Genomic DNA, 15750 nt, shown 5'->3' on the forward strand with positions numbered 1-15750 from the left:
TGCATTCGGATTAAAAGAGATATCCTGCGACGATATCATTCTAAAACCAAAACTGCTGAAATAGAAGCATAAAAAAGAGTTAAAACTGCGGATAGAAACCTCAATATCAACTCCCTTTCGAGTGGAATTTAGTTTTTCACAAAATCCTCCAGTCGATTGTTTGCCATGCAATTTTTTCTTCCGAGCATTTTCTGTATGTTTATTATACTATATTTGAGCAACAAAAAATATAACTCAAACACTTGATTTAATGGAATTTACTCTTCACAGCAGAATTTAAAAATGCAATGGAATTTACTTTTTCACTCAACGGTACTTTGATGTCAATGGGTATGATGATGCTTCCGCCTACAATGATATCACTGCCGTTTAAAATATTGCTGTTTATTTTAGTGGATGGATGGTCAATGTTAACGCAGTCCATCGTTGTAAGCTTTGCACGGTGACGTGGGATTATAAGCCCTTGAATTAAGCGGTTTGGGGGGATGTGGAGGTTAGCTTGAAAGACTTTGGTCTGGAAAGCTAATGCACATCTGTCTGTTTGCTTCAGCAAACAAATGGCAGGTGCAATAAAATAAATTTAACCCCATAAAAAAGTATTGAAAATACTTTTTGTGTGCCCAATGGGTCAATTCATTTGGCACATTGGGGACATGGAGGTTATATGGATGAAAGCAGCATTATATATATTGCACAGGGGGCCTTGAAAGTTGTGATATATGTGTCGGCTCCGGTTTTGATCATCAGTATGGTTGTAGGTCTCGTAGTAAGTATTTTTCAGGCTACAACCCAGATTCAGGAGCAAACTCTGACCTATGTGCCCAAAATTCTATCGGTTATTGCAGCAATTGCGCTTTTTGGTTCGTGGATGTTAAGAGTACTGATTGAATACACACAAAACATTTTTACCAATATGAACCAGTTCATTAAATAGGAGCAGCTTGAGCAGCGCGAAGCAATATGGAGGTTAGAATGCACATCCCGTTTGATATGTTTTTGAACAATATCGAGCTTTTCCTCCTTATTTTTGTAAGGATGACCGGTTTGTTTGTGACTGCGCCAATATTCGGCCGCGGAAACATACCGGTGTATTTTAAGATTGGATTTGCCTTTACGACAACTCTGTTAATGGCAAATGTAATCCAGGTGGGGCACGTCATAGATACTCAGAATTTTATGATCTATGCCCTGTATATTATAAAGGAATTCCTTGTGGGAGTTGTAATAGGTTTTGTGGCCTATGCGGTTTTTACAAGCATATATATAGCCGGTCAGATTATAGACATGCAGATAGGATTTGGTATGGTGAACGTATTGGATCCGCTGAGCAACATACAGGTGCCGGTAACGGCAAACTTGTATTATATGCTGGCCATGATAATTTTTCTTGTTACAAATGGTCACCACATGCTGATCAGGGCTTTATACCAGAGCTTCAGCATTGTGCCTCTGGGAAGTGCCGTTTTCGGACCCGGTATGGTTGATAACATAATTGTGGTCTTTAAGAATATGTTTTCGGTGGGGTTCAAGATAGCCGCACCCATAGTGGCTGCAGTAATAGTAACGGATGTTGTGCTTGGCATTATATCAAAAACCATACCGCAGATGAATGTGTTCATTCTGGGCATGCCTCTGAAGATATTGACCGGCATGGTAATTGTATTGATTACAGTTCCGGCATTTATATACATTGTGACCATGATGACGGATGATATGGGTATTGAAATATTCAAGTTTATCAAGTCGATGGTGCCGGGTTAGAGCTATAAACAGTGAGTATTCTGGGAGGATGGAATGACAAATCCTGTTAAGGAGCAGCACCTTGGGCTAAATTATCAGCTATTTGCTGCCGGGGGAGATGACAAGACAGAAAAAGCCACTCCCAAGAAAAAAAGTGACGCAAGAAAAAAAGGTCAGGTATTTCAAAGCAGAGAAATGTCTGCCTCTTTGATATTAATTTTAATGATTGTTTCAATGAATGCTTTTGGCTCCATAATATATGAGCAGATATCTACATATATGAAGAAAGTGTTTACTGAATACCTTACAAACAAAGATGCATTTGATACGGGTATTCTTGCCAAGTTATTCATTGACGGTGTCACCGTCCTGGCAAAAACCTCGCTGCCCCTGCTGCTGATAGCGGTGCTGGCAGGTTTGCTGGTGGGATACGCCCAGGTGGGAGTTCTTTTTACTCTTGAGACCTTGAAACCTCAGGGAAACAGGATTAATCCGCTCAGCGGATTTAAAAGAATTTTTTCAATGAGATCGGTAGTGGAGCTGGTTAAAGCAATTATCAAGATTCTTATTGTTGCCTGGGTCGCCTACTCGTATTTGAAGTCTAAAACAAACGAAGTGATTGCACTGATGGACAATGACCTGTTCGACATACTTTCCTTCATCGGGAATGCCGCTTTTACCGTGGCTCTGAGGATATGTGCCGCAATGATCATTGTTGGTTTTCTGGATTACTTATATCAGCGATATGACTATGAAAAAAGCCTTAAGATGACAAAACAGGAAGTCAAGGAAGAGTACAAGCAAATGGAAGGAAATCCGGAAATTAAGTCCAAGATCAAGCAGAAGCAGCGGCAGATGTCCATGAAGAGGATGATGCAGGAAATACCCAAAGCAGATGTTGTAATTACAAACCCGACACATTTTGCCGTTGCCATCAAGTACGATGCTGAAAAAGCCAGTGCCCCGTTTGTGGTTGCCAAGGGGCAGGACTACATAGCCCTGAGGATCAGGCAGATTGCAAATGAAAACAAGGTACAGATTGTTGAAAATAAACCTCTTGCAAGAACTCTTTACAGTACTGTTGATATCGGACAGCCCATACCGCCCGAGCTGTACCAGGCAGTCGCTGAAATCCTTGCATTTGTATATAATCTCAAAAATGGCGGCAGAGCGGGTTAGAGAACATACCCGGGTTTGCAGAACTTATTTAAGGGGGATAAAAATTGTCAAGACTGAATAATTTCTTTATACCGTTAATAGTAATAATTACAATATTAAACCTCATCTTGCCCATTCCGGAAATTATGCTGGACTTTTTACTGGCCATCAACATAATCCTGGCAGCCATTATCATGCTCAACACCATCTATCTTAAGACTGCACTGGATTTGTCCATATTCCCCACGCTGATAGTTGTCACTACCATTTACAGGTTATCACTCAATGTTACAGCCACAAAGCTGATTCTTTCAGAAGGTAAGGCCGGAGAGGTTATCAGAGGTTTTGGTACATTTGTGGGAAGAAACAACCTTGTTGTCGGATTCGTAATATTCTTCATCATCATGATAGTAAACTTCCTGGTTATCACAAAAGGTTCCGAAAGAGTTGCGGAAGTTGCGGCAAGATTTACCCTCGATGCCATGCCCGGTAAGCAGATGGCTATTGATGCCGACTTGAACACCGGTTTGATCAGTGAAGCCGAGGCAAAGGAAAGAAGAAAAAAGGTTCAAAGAGAAGCAGACTTCTACGGTTCAATGGATGGTGCCAGCAAGTTTGTTAAAAATGACGCCATTGCAGGTATAATAATTACCTTTCTTAATATAGCAGGCGGTCTGATAATAGGTGTAGTTATGAGGGGCGAGGAAATATCGGAAGCTCTTAATAACTATACCATTTTGACTATAGGTGACGGTCTTGTCAGCCAGCTGCCGGCACTTATGCTCTCAGTTGCCACCTCCTTCATAGTTACAAGGGCAGGTGCCGATTCCGACCTGAATAAAGATGTTATCAAACAATTGTTTTACAACCCGAAGGTACTGTTTATTGCAGCTGTGCTGAGTGTGGGCATGGCGCCTTTTCTGACACCAATACCGTTTTTGATTTTGGCTGCCGTACTGGTGTTTATTGGAATTAAGATAAAGCAGCTCCAGAAGGAAGCGGTTGCCGATGAAGAAGTTCAGATACAGGAAAGTGAAGTCGAGGAGATCAGAAAGCCTGAAAATGTTGTAACACTTCTACAGGTCGACCCTATCGAGCTGGAATTCGGATATGGTATAATTCCTCTGGCAGATGCAAACCAGGGGGGCGATCTGCTGGACAGGGTAGTGCTTATCAGGAGGCAGCTTGCGCTTGAGCTGGGTATGATCGTTCCTGTTATAAGGCTTAGAGACAATATTCAGATAGGTCCCAATGAATACATCATCAAGATAAAAGGATCGGAAGTTGCCAAAGGCGAGCTCTTGTTCGATTACTTTTTAGCTATGAACTCAGGCGGTGTTGAAGAAGAACTGGATGGTATCAAGACCACAGAGCCGGCATTCGGCCTGCCCGCCATCTGGATTCAGGAGGGACAGAGAGACAAGGCCGAGATGCTGGGTTATACTGTTGTTGATCCGCCTTCGATTATCGCAACACATTTAACAGAGGTCATAAAGAAACATTCCTACGAATTGCTTGGCAGACAGGAAGTCCAGGCACTTGTGGACAATATCAGGCAGGCTTATCCCGCAATTGTGGATGAACTTGTGCCCAAGCTTATGAGTATCGGGGAGATACAGAAGGTGCTTGCAAATCTGTTGAAGGAAAACGTATCCATCAGGGATATGGTAACCATAATGGAAACTCTGGCCGACTACTCGCCTATGACTCATGATGTGGACATGCTTACCGAGTATGTGAGGCAGGCACTTGGCAGAGCCATATCCCAGAGGTTCTTTAACGGAAACTCAAATGTAATCACAATTGATCCGAAAGTTGAACAGCTGATCATGGATAACATACAGAAGACGGAGTTTGGTTCCTACCTGGCACTTGACCCTTCTGTGAGCAATACAATTATAAACAATGTATCAAAAAATGTTCAGAGACTGCTGCAGCTTGGCAGCCAGCCAATTGTACTTGCTTCACCCATAGTGAGGTTATATTTTAAGAGATTGACTGAGAATGTTATTCCCGGTTTGGTGGTATTATCTTATAATGAGATAGATCCGGGTGTTGAAATACAGTCTGTTGGTACTGTTACTGTATAGACATGGAGGTTAGTATGAAGATTAAGCGGTATATAGGAAAGGATACACAAGAGGCATTGCTGAAGGTAAAAATGGACCTTGGGAATAATGCCATTATTCTGAATACCAAAAAAGTCAGGCAAAAGGGATTTAAGAAATATTTCACCAAGCCTATGATAGAAATCATGGCTGCCATAGATGATGATAACAGCAAATCCAGGGACAGGCAGCTGACAAAAATCGAACAGATTCAACAGGATAGTACAAATTCTAAAAATATTCTGCACCAAAAAGAGGAAATGGTTACCGGGTTAGAGAATAAAGTAAATAATATTGAGAACCTTTTGGATAAAATATTAAATATTGTAGGAACCGAAAACAAGGGCAATGAAACCGGAAGCGAAGAGAACGGCAGTCAATTGCCTCAGGTATTCCAACTGCTCTATAACAACCTTTTGAAGAATGAAGTTGATGAGGATATTGCTAAGAGAATCATTGAGGAAGCGGCAAAGAAAAGCAGCTCCAGAAATATTCACGATGCGACAATAGTAATGCAGTCAACCATAGCAGCAATGCTTGGAAAAGCTGAACCCATACATTTGAGAGAGGACGGGAAACCGACTGTAATTCTTTTTGTTGGTCCCACAGGTGTGGGAAAGACTACCACACTTGCCAAACTTGCGGCATCCTTTATCCTGTCCAGCAACAAAAAGGTGGGAATGATAACAGCCGATACTTATAGAATAGCAGCTGTAGAGCAGTTGAAGACATATGCCGAAATACTGGGTATACCCATATCGGTGGCATATTCCGTACCTGAAATAACAAATGAGATTGAGAACTACGGTGACAAGGATGTTATTTTGGTTGATACCGCCGGCTGCAGCTACAGGGACAAGCAGAAATTTGACGAGCTGAAGAATCTGGTTTCGGTGAGCAATGCCGACAATATATTTTTAGTGCTGAGTTCTACCGTCAGCTCCAAGAACTGCAAGGATATAATAAAGAATTACGATTTTATTCCGAATTACAGGCTTATTTTTACAAAGCTGGATGAAACACCTGTATACGGAAGTATACTAAATACAAAATGTTATGCCAATAAAAGCTTGTCCTATATTACAAACGGACAAAATGTACCTGATGATATCGAAATAGCAAATATCGACAGGCTTTCAAAAAACCTATTGGGGAGTTTGTCTTAACTTGAATACCGGTATTGTTTAAGTTTAGCAGCTATTGCGGACACGGAGGTTAAGGATGATAGATCAGGCTGAAAAGTTAAGAAAGATAGTTAACAACCTAAATAACGAACCCGGCAGCAGCACCGGCAATAACCTGTCGCCTGAAAGGATCACAGTCGGCAGACGTGCCAGGGTTGTGACTGTTACAAGCGGCAAGGGGGGCGTCGGAAAGACAAATGTTACCGTTAACCTGGCTATTGCATTGAGTCAGAAGGGTTATAGGGTTGTAATAATTGATGCGGATTTGGGTTTGTCAAATATAGATGTTGTTTTTGGTATCGTTCCCAGATATACTTTGCTGGATTCCATCAACAGTGAAAAGGGTATTCTGGATATACTATGCGACGGCCCTAATAATATAAAGTTTATTTCAGGCGGATCGGGAGTCCAGAAGCTGATAAACCTGGACAAGAATTCGCTGGACGCCTTTATCGCCAATATATCCCTGCTGGATCATATTGCCGACTACATATTGATAGATACAGGTGCGGGGCTTTCGGATACGGTTATGAATTTTGTACTATCAGCTGATGAAGTACTTTTAGTTGTGACTCCCGAGCCGACCTCCATAACGGATGCATATGCACTTGTAAAAACTGTGGCCAATATAAAGAAGGATTGCGCTATCAATGTTTTGATAAACAGGGCGGATAATGAGAATGAAGCAAAGACTGTTTATAATAATTTTGCAGCGGTATCGGAGAGATTTCTTGGTATAAAACTGGAATCCCTGGGCTACCTTCCCTTTGATCAGTCCTTTACCAAGTCGGTAAAGCTCCAAAGGCCGTATTTGCTGTGTTATCCAAAGAATTCAACCAGTAAGCTTATATATGATTTAGCTGATTCCATTATCCGGAAGGAAAATGTTGTAAACAGCACTGCACAAACAGGTATCAAAGGATTCATTAATAGATTTGTTGGGTTGTTTACCAATTGATTAGGTAGTATACTATAACTATGTGGGGTAAATCGCTTGAACACTGTATATAACTTGAAAGATTTTTCGGTAGGAACCAAGATAGAAATGACAGTTGTTGATCCTGTTGAAGGAAAGATTGATATTGGATTTGTAAGCCAGCTGGAAGGTTTTACAGACGTTAATATTATCAGGATCAGCGCTCCTATACATGGAGCCAAGGTTTATCCTGTACGGGTCAACTCATATATAGAGGCTTACCTGTTTTGTAAAGCCAGTCAGATCTATAGAGTTGTCGGCTATGTAACAGACAGGCTCATCATCGATGACATAGCCTTATTGGATGTAAGGGTTAAAGAAAAGCCGGAAAAAATTCAGAGGAGACAGTACTACCGCTTTGACTGCAGGGTTCCTGTGTGCTTTGATTCGCCGGATACGGACGAGCCCGGCAAATATGACCAAATCAGCGGCCATACCATTGATATAAGCGGAGGAGGCTTATCTGCAATCACTGATAAAATGCTCACTGCCGATTCGGTAATTACGGGCAGCCTGCCACTGGATGACTATGAGCTGGAGTTTAAAGGCAAAGTGATCAGATGCAGGAGAGAGATAATTAATGAAGAGTTGAAATACATATCGTCTATAGGTTTTATAGACATTGAATATAAAGAACGTGAAAAAATTGTTGGCTTTATATTTAATCAGCAGAGAGAACTATTAAGAAAAGGGCTAAGAGGTAGCTAATGAATTTAAAACCAAACAAAAATAATTTAGTAAAAGTGTTAATTGTTGATGACTCAGCTTTTATGAGAAAGGTATTGTCGGACATAATTGACTCTGAGGATTCACTTTCGGTGATAGGTACGGCTACTGACGGCAAAGATGCTCTGGATAAAATAGCAGAGTTGGATCCCGATATAATAACACTCGATGTTGAAATGCCAATAATGGACGGCATCAACTGTTTGAAAGAGATAATGCAAAGGTTTCCGAAGCCGGTTATAATGCTCAGCAGCGGCACCGAACATGGGGCAGAACTCACCATCAGAGCATTGGACGAGGGTGCGGTTGATTTTATAGCAAAACCTAAAAACATATTTGAAATTAAAAATGAAAAAAAGAAAAATGAAATTATAGAAAAAATTAATATTGCTAAAAATATCAAATTTAATTCATTAAAGTGCAAATCCAGAGACTGTGACGAAAGTCACGTGGTCAAAAGCAGCAAGGTATTGAAATATATTATAGCAATAGGTACTTCAACGGGGGGACCCAAAGCACTGCAAAGTGTGATCCCGTTTTTGCCGGGGGATATTCCGGCAGCTGTACTGATTGTACAGCATATGCCGCCGGGCTTCACAAATTCCCTGGCAGAAAGACTTGACAGCAAAAGCGAATTGGTTGTAAAGGAAGCTACCCATAAGGAGCGGATATTGGCAGGACATGTTTATATTGCACCCGGTGATTCACATATGCTGATTGAAACTGCTTCAAATGGCGATATAATGATAAATCTCGACAAGTCCCCGCCGGTGAGTGGGCATAGACCTTCTGTGGATGTTATGATGGAGTCGTTATCTTCTACCGGTCTCAAGAACATCATTGGTGTCATTATGACCGGCATGGGGGCAGATGGGAGTAGCGGAGTAAAAAAGCTCAAGGATGTGAACAAAAGTTACATAATAGCTCAAGACGAAGAAACAAGTGTAGTATTTGGAATGCCCAAGATGGCCATCCAGACAGGAGCAGTTGATAAGGTAGTATCACTTGACAAAATTTCAGAAGAAATTATTCAATATTTGGGGGTGCGTTAAATATGGATATGAGTCAGTATTTACAAATATTTATCGAAGAGGCGAATGAGCATGTTCAGAATCTTAACCAGTGTTTGCTGCAAATGGAAAAAGATCCTGAGGACAAGGATGTCCTGAATGAGATATTCAGAGTAGCTCATACTCTTAAGGGAATGGCGGGTACAATGGGTTATACCAAAATGACCAAGCTGACCCATGATATGGAGAATGTACTTCATGCCATTAGAAATGATGAGATCAAGGTAACTTCAGAGCTTGTTGATGTTCTGTTCAAGTGTCTTGATGCTCTTGAAAACTATGTCAACAGTGTAGTTTCCACCGGCGGTGAAGGTGACAGGGAATATAAGGACGTTATAGCAACCCTGAATGCCATACTTCAGAACAAGGGCGCAGCAGCAGCTCCTGCCGTAAATAAGGCCCCTGTGCCTGCGGCGGCCGAAGCAAGTGAGAAGTATGTGACTGCACTTGTAGATCTGGACGAGTTTGAGCAGAATGCTGTCAACAAGGCAATAGATATGGGTATGAATGCCTTAAAGATAACAATAGTTCTCAACAAAGGCTGTCTGTTGAAATCAGCCAGGGCATTCATCCTTTTCCAGACGCTGGAAAGGTATGGAGAAATAATAAAATCCCAACCAGTGGTTCAGGATATAGAGGATGAAAAGTTTGAGTTTGAGTTCACAGTTGTTGTGGTATCCAAAGAGGATGAGCAGCATTTTTCAAAGGAACTCAATTCTATTGCAGAAGTAGATGAGGTTATTATAAGACCGATGGGCAGATTCAATAACGGCGTTGCAGTGGAAGCCGAGAAGCTGGAAAAGGTTGAAACCGAAGTGAGGTCAGCGGATTCTGCCGAAAGTCATGCGGCAAAAGAAACAGAAACGCAGGAGGCCGCAAAGCAGAATGGAAACAATGCTGCGAGAAAAACTCAAAGAACGGTCAGAGTCGATATAGACAGACTTGATGTGCTTATGAATCTGGTTGGCGAGCTTATAATAACCAAAACAAGGCTTGAAGGAACAGATATAACCGAAAAGCCCCAGGAATACCATGAAACCCTGGAATACCTGGAAAGGATCACCACAAATCTGAATGATGCCGTTATGAAGGTCAGGATGGTGCCTATTGAAACAGTATTCAACAGATTCCCCAGAATGATCAGGGATATTGCCAAGGATCTGGGCAAGGAAATAGAACTGGTTATGTCGGGTGAAGAAACAGAATTGGACAGAACGGTCATAGATGAAATTGGAGATCCTCTCATCCACTTGCTCAGAAACTCCTGTGACCACGGTCTGGAATCCACTGAAAAGAGAAAGCAGCTTGGCAAGCCCGAGCATGGGAAAATAAACCTGACGGCATATCAGTCGGGCAACAATGTAATAATTGAAGTTGGAGATGACGGAGCCGGAATAAATATTGATAAAATCAAAGCCAAAGCAATTGAGAATGGTATTGTCACAAGAGAGGCTGCCAATTCCATGTCTCAGCAGGAAGCCATAGAACTGCTTTTCAGACCAAGCTTCAGTACCGCTGAGAAGATCACCGGACTTTCAGGCAGAGGGGTTGGACTTGACGTTGTCAAGACAAAGATAGAACAGCTGGGTGGAACGGTTGAGGTTGAGACTGCCAGCGGAAGGGGCAGTAAATTCCTCATAAAGCTGCCGCTTACACTTGCTATTTATCAGGCTCTGCTTGTGAATGTAGGCAGTGAAAAGTATGCCATACCATTGGGCTCCATTTATCAGATATATGAGTGGAAGGCCGAGGATGTCAAATCAGTACAGGGTCAGGAAGTAATACTTCTGAGAAATATGGTTGTGCCCATTACAAGACTGGCAGATTCCCTCGAGGTACCCGACAGCCATACAAAGACTCAGAACAAGCTGAAGATCGTTATTGTAAGAAAAGGAGAAAAGCTTACAGGTCTTGTGGTTGACAGCGTTATAGGACAGCAGGAAATAGTAATCAAGTCACTTGGAAAGCTGCTTACCGGTATTAAATATCTTGCCGGAGCCACTATTCTTGGTGACGGTAATGTTGCACTGATCATTGACGTTAATTCCATTACATAAAAATATCTATTGACGGCGTACATATATTCGACTTATAGCGGTGGAGGAGTAAACAAATTTCATTATTATTTTTGGCCGCTATTGCGGCTCAAAGCCATAAAATGGCTAGGAGGTTAATATGGCAGAAGCACAGGTAAATGATTTTGATACAAAACAATTTATTATATTCCGTCTTGGGGAAGAACGCTTTGGAATAGATTCCTTAAAAATAACAACAATAGACAGAATGAAAACCATAACACGAGTTCCCAAAACACCGGAATTCATAAAGGGAGTAATAAACCTGAGAGGTGACATTATCCCGGTTATGGATCTAAGGGCAAAATTCAATCTGCCGCCTGTTGAGGAAACAGAGGAAACCAGGATAATTATTTTGAAGCTGGAGGAGATATCCATAGGGGTTATAGTGGATCAGGTACTTCAGACCATCCAGCTGAGCGGTGAGGATATAGAAAATACTTCAAGCCTTATAAACAGCGCAGCGGCGGAATATATTTCAGGCATAGGCAAGGTTGGCGGTGAAATTGTAACTTTAATAAACTTTGAGAAATTAGTTAAGCTTTGATTAAAAAAAGATTGAGGTAAAGGTAATGGCGATTAGTTTTGATGAGTTAAGCAATATACAGATGGATGTGCTTAAAGAAATCGGAAATATCGGAGCCGGAAACGCCGTAACATCTCTGGCAAAGATGATTGATAAAAAAGTGGATATGGCTGTGCCAAAGGTTAAGATCATGGGTTTTGACAAGGTCAGCCAGATGTTGGGCGGAGAAGAAATAATCGTAGTTGGAATATTATTAAGTGTCACCGGAGATATGACCGGAATAATGATGTTTGTCCTTGACAATTATGCTGCAAGGCAACTGGTCAATATTCTTTTGGGCAGTGATTCCACCAGTCTGGAATTCGACGAAATGGAACTGTCGGCGCTTAAGGAAATAGGAAACATACTGACCGGTTCATATCTGAATGCACTTGCAGGCTTGACAAATCTTAAGATTCTGCCTTCGATACCTGAATTGGCAATAGATATGGCCGGTGCCATACTGAGTGTTCCTGCCATAGAATTCGGAAAAGTAGGCGACTCGGTCCTGTATATAGAGACTGAGTTCAGCGAAGGCATTACTAAAGTATTCGGGGACTTTCTTTTAATACCTGATGTGGATTCATATGAGGTATTATTAAAAGCATTGGGAGTTATAGAATAATATGGATATAGAAATTATAAAGGTTGGTATGGCTGATCTGAATTCCGCCCACCATCCTTGTATGATAACAACGCTTGGGTTGGGCTCCTGTGTGGGCGTTGCCTTGTATGACTCTGCTACTAAAATTGTCGGTTTGGCTCACGTTATGTTACCCTCCAGTGAGCAGGCAAAAAATAATAGTAACATTGCAAAATTTGCTGATACTGCTATTGTTCGATTGGTAGAAGATATGGTAAAATTAGGTGCACGAAAGGAACGGATAACAGCCAAACTGGCCGGAGGAGCACAGATGTTTGCATTCAGCCAGGGATCGGAATTAATGAGAATTGGTTATAGAAATGTAATTGCTTCCAAAGAAAAACTGAAAGAATTAAAAATACCGGTTATTTCTGAGGATACAGGCGGGAATTATGGACGTACCATTGAAATTTTTTCGGATGACGGCAGACTGATGGTTAAGACCATTGGCTGTGGAATTAAGCAATTATAACATTTTATTTTAACAAAAGAAAAGAATGTAGATATTCTTTACAGAGCCGTATGATTGGCTTTGCTTTCAATCGCATTAAGGCGTAAATGAGAGGTAAGAATGGAGACAATTATGAAAATACCGTTTTTATTGGCAATGGCTGCCTCAATAATAACCGGAGTTGTGAGTATTTCAAACAACTCCAGTACAAATCAGACTTGCATACGAATGATAATAGCTCTGATTGGTTTCTATGTACTTGGTAAAATTCTGAGTACTACATTGGCCGGAATCGTCGAAGAACAGAACAAACAGAAACTGGAAGCTGAAAGGCAGCAGCAGCTTGAACAATTCAAACTTGAACAAATTAAACTAGAGCAGGAAAAGAATGAAAAGCTTAAGCAGGAAGAACATTTAGGGACTAAATTGGATTTGTTTGCCGGCAGCAGCCAGGACGATGATTTTTCTCCACTAGATCTATCACAGGCGATCAGGACAAAAGTGAAAGAATAGACTTTGGTGATGTATAGTAATTTAATGGGGGATTTACATGCTTGGTATGAACAATATTAATCAGCTTTGGAAGCAATATACTGAAAATAAAGATCCTGCTGCAAAAGAAAAATTAATTATTCATTATGCATATCTGATTAAATACGTAGCAGGAAGGTTAAGTATCTACTTCGGATCAAATGTGGAATTTGATGATCTGGTTGGTTATGGAGCTTTTGGACTTATAGATGCCATTGAGAAGTTCGATGTTACAAAAGGTGCTAAGTTTGAAACATATGCCTCTTTAAGAATAAGGGGGTCTATAATAGATAGTATCAGAGATCTGGATTGGGTTCCGAGATCTTTGAGACAGAAAAACAAGGAACTGGAAAGAGTTTATGCAGAGATAGAGAATGAATGCGGTCATTCGGCTACCGACAAAGAAGTGGCTGAGAAGCTTGGAATAGGTATGGATGAATTTTATAGGCTCCTTAATGATGTTAATGTTTCTTCAATGATGTCTCTGGAAGAATTTATGGAACAAAATTATGAGAGGGGCCTTGAAATAGTCAGCGAAAATACTGAAGACAAGCCTGAAGCTTCTTTGGAGTTCAGTGAGATCAAAGAGCTGTTGGCTGATTCCATAAACAAATTACCCGAAAAAGAGAAAGCGGTAATTACTTTTTATTATTTCGAAGAACTTACTTTGAAAGAAATAAGTGCCATAATGAATGTAACTGAGTCCAGAATATCTCAGCTGCACACAAAAGCACTTTTAAGGATGAGAGGCAAATTGTTCAGACACAAAATAATGCTTGAATCTTAAAGGAGAGTTTATGGCAAATCAAAACGATTTAAAAATCCTGGTTACTGTTTCGCCTGACGAGTTAAAGGCGTTTATAACCATCTATCCAAGCGAAGACTATTCCAGAGTGAGCAGGGACGAAATAATTTCTGCGCTTCAAAATCAGAAGGTTACATATGGAATCAAGGAAGATGTCATTGATTTATGCTGTAACAGGCCGATTTATAATGAAGAAATATGTATAGCAGAAGGTATCCCGGCACAAAACGGAAAAAACGGATCGGTAATTTATCATTTTGATACATCGGTAGCCAAGTCTCCAACCCTATTGGATGATGGCAGGATAAACTACAGGGAATTGAATTTGATTCAATCTGTAAGCCAGGGCCAGCTGCTCTGCTCTCTGGAACCGCCGTTGATGGGGACTCAGGGTATGACGGTCAGAGGCAAGGTAATTGCTGCTGTGAATGGCAGACCTGCGGTAATGCCGCGGGGAAAAAATGTACAGGTGTCGGAAGACGGACAAAAATTGTATGCCTCCACTGCCGGAGAGGTAGAATATCTTGATGCCACAAAGGTAAGTGTTTACACAAACCACGAGGTTCCGGCCGATGTAGACAATTCCACCGGAAATGTAACTTTTGTGGGAAGTGTCATTATAAAAGGAAATGTCTTATCGGGCTTCAGTGTGGAAGCAGGAGGAAATGTTGAGGTTTACGGAGTAGTGGAAGGAGCCACAATCAAGGCCGGCGGAAACATTATTCTCAGAAGGGGAATGCAGGGGATGGGCAAAGGAACCCTCATTGCCGGCGGGGATATAGTATCCAGATATATTGAGTATTGCAATGTGGAAGCACAGGGTAACATCCAGGCAGAAGCCGTCATGCACAGCAACATAAAATGCGGGAACAAGCTTGAACTGACCGGAAGAAAAGGTCTGCTGGTGGGAGGTACCTGTAAGGTAGGTAAGATCATTGTGGCAAAAGTAATCGGCTCTCATATGGCTACCGTAACCGACCTGGAGGTTGGTACCGATCCTACGGTGAGGGAACGTTATAAACAGGTTAAGGAAGAATTATCCTCCAGTGAATCCGATATCAAAAAAGCAGAACAGGCAATAACCATATTGAAAAAACTCGAAGGAATGGGTGCGCTGACACCTGATAAACAGGAAATCCTGACAAAGAGCGTTAGAACCAAGATATATCTTTCATCAAGGGTGGAAGAGCTCAAAAATGAAATGGTCATACTTGATGAAAAACTTCAGCAGGAAGTCAGCGGGAAAGTACGTTCCCTGAATACAATCTATCCGGGTGTAAAAGTCACTATAGGAACCTGCACCATGTATGTCAAAGAAACCTTACAGTATTGTACCCTGTACAGGGACGGAGCCGATATCAGGGTTGGCGCCGTTGATAAATAAGGCTGTTCTACATAGCAAGTCAGAGGGGGTCGGTTAATATGTCAATTAAACCAATGGATTTTCAGGTTTTGTATCCCAAAACAACTGAGCTGTCCAAAACGTATAACGACGAGGCCAACAAAAACCAGGCTGTACACCAGCAGCAGGCCGAGGCAAACCGTGACAGGATAGATCACAGTATGAAGCAGGTGGTTGCCAGGGAAAATGTACAGGGCGGACGCGTAAATGAGAAGCAGCAAAAAGATAATAATAAGCAGAACGAGAAAAAAAAGAAGCAAAAGAATAATGGAGAAAATACGCCTAGAATTGATATAAGGATATAGTTTCATTGAGG

The 15750-nt window shown here is 41.4% G+C and carries 16 protein-coding genes and 1 pseudogene; all 17 read left to right on the forward strand.

Features of this window, described 5'->3' with window-relative positions; genetic code table 11:
• Positions 1-305: 305 nt before the first annotated feature.
• A pseudogene (locus tag T344_RS30750) lies at positions 306-446 on the forward strand (flagellar biosynthetic protein FliP); the annotation flags it as partial.
• 218 nt (positions 447-664) lie between these two features.
• The gene (fliQ, locus tag T344_RS0113205) at positions 665-934 is read left to right on the forward strand and encodes a flagellar biosynthesis protein FliQ (protein WP_004626278.1); all 270 of its coding nucleotides are present in this window, start codon (positions 665-667) and stop codon (positions 932-934) included.
• Between the two features lie 38 nt (positions 935-972).
• Positions 973-1761, forward strand: coding sequence for a flagellar biosynthetic protein FliR (gene fliR, locus T344_RS0113210; protein WP_027629108.1), 789 nt, complete (start codon positions 973-975; stop codon positions 1759-1761).
• A gap of 33 nt (positions 1762-1794) precedes the next feature.
• A complete protein-coding gene (gene flhB / locus T344_RS0113215; RefSeq protein WP_027629109.1) occupies positions 1795-2919 on the forward strand; it encodes a flagellar biosynthesis protein FlhB in 1125 nt (374 codons plus the stop codon).
• 44 nt (positions 2920-2963) lie between these two features.
• Positions 2964-4988, forward strand: a complete 2025-nt coding sequence (gene flhA, locus T344_RS0113220) for a flagellar biosynthesis protein FlhA (RefSeq protein WP_004626317.1) — start codon at positions 2964-2966, stop codon at positions 4986-4988.
• 14 nt (positions 4989-5002) lie between these two features.
• On the forward strand, positions 5003-6172 hold the full coding sequence (flhF, locus tag T344_RS0113225; protein WP_027629110.1) for a flagellar biosynthesis GTPase FlhF: 1170 nt from the start codon (positions 5003-5005) through the stop codon (positions 6170-6172).
• Between the two features lie 55 nt (positions 6173-6227).
• A complete protein-coding gene (locus T344_RS0113230) occupies positions 6228-7148 on the forward strand; it encodes a MinD/ParA family protein (protein ID WP_027629111.1) in 921 nt (306 codons plus the stop codon).
• Positions 7149-7184: 36 nt separating this feature from the next.
• Entirely contained in the window at positions 7185-7874 is a 690-nt protein-coding gene (locus tag T344_RS0113235; RefSeq protein ID WP_027629112.1) for a flagellar brake protein, read from the forward strand.
• Positions 7874-8944: a protein-glutamate methylesterase/protein-glutamine glutaminase gene (locus tag T344_RS0113240; RefSeq protein ID WP_027629113.1), complete on the forward strand. Its 1071-nt coding sequence runs from the start codon at positions 7874-7876 to the stop codon at positions 8942-8944. The genes T344_RS0113235 and T344_RS0113240 overlap by 1 nt, the downstream gene beginning before the upstream one ends.
• 2 nt (positions 8945-8946) lie before the next feature.
• A complete protein-coding gene (locus T344_RS0113245; RefSeq protein ID WP_027629114.1) occupies positions 8947-11019 on the forward strand; it encodes a chemotaxis protein CheA in 2073 nt (690 codons plus the stop codon).
• Between the two features lie 118 nt (positions 11020-11137).
• Complete coding sequence (locus tag T344_RS0113250) at positions 11138-11584, forward strand: chemotaxis protein CheW (RefSeq protein ID WP_027629115.1); 447 nt, start codon at positions 11138-11140, stop codon at positions 11582-11584.
• Positions 11585-11609: 25 nt separating this feature from the next.
• Positions 11610-12227: a chemotaxis protein CheC gene (locus T344_RS0113255; RefSeq protein WP_004626369.1), complete on the forward strand. Its 618-nt coding sequence runs from the start codon at positions 11610-11612 to the stop codon at positions 12225-12227.
• Position 12228: 1 nt separating this feature from the next.
• Entirely contained in the window at positions 12229-12717 is a 489-nt protein-coding gene (locus tag T344_RS0113260) for a chemotaxis protein CheD (protein ID WP_004626284.1), read from the forward strand.
• A 111-nt stretch (positions 12718-12828) separates the two neighbouring features.
• Positions 12829-13209, forward strand: coding sequence for a hypothetical protein (locus T344_RS0113265; RefSeq protein WP_242842079.1), 381 nt, complete (start codon positions 12829-12831; stop codon positions 13207-13209).
• Between the two features lie 37 nt (positions 13210-13246).
• The gene (locus tag T344_RS0113270) at positions 13247-14014 is read left to right on the forward strand and encodes a FliA/WhiG family RNA polymerase sigma factor (RefSeq protein WP_027629117.1); all 768 of its coding nucleotides are present in this window, start codon (positions 13247-13249) and stop codon (positions 14012-14014) included.
• Between the two features lie 10 nt (positions 14015-14024).
• Positions 14025-15416, forward strand: coding sequence for a DUF342 domain-containing protein (locus T344_RS0113275; protein ID WP_027629118.1), 1392 nt, complete (start codon positions 14025-14027; stop codon positions 15414-15416).
• Between the two features lie 38 nt (positions 15417-15454).
• Positions 15455-15739 carry a hypothetical protein gene (locus T344_RS0113280; protein WP_004626268.1) on the forward strand — a complete coding sequence of 95 codons (285 nt, stop codon included), beginning with the start codon at positions 15455-15457 and terminating at the stop codon, positions 15737-15739.
• Positions 15740-15750 lie beyond the last annotated feature (11 nt).

This window comes from Ruminiclostridium cellobioparum DSM 1351 = ATCC 15832, assembly GCF_000621505.1.
In the GTDB taxonomy this organism is placed as follows: domain Bacteria; phylum Bacillota; class Clostridia; order Acetivibrionales; family DSM-1351; genus Ruminiclostridium; species Ruminiclostridium cellobioparum.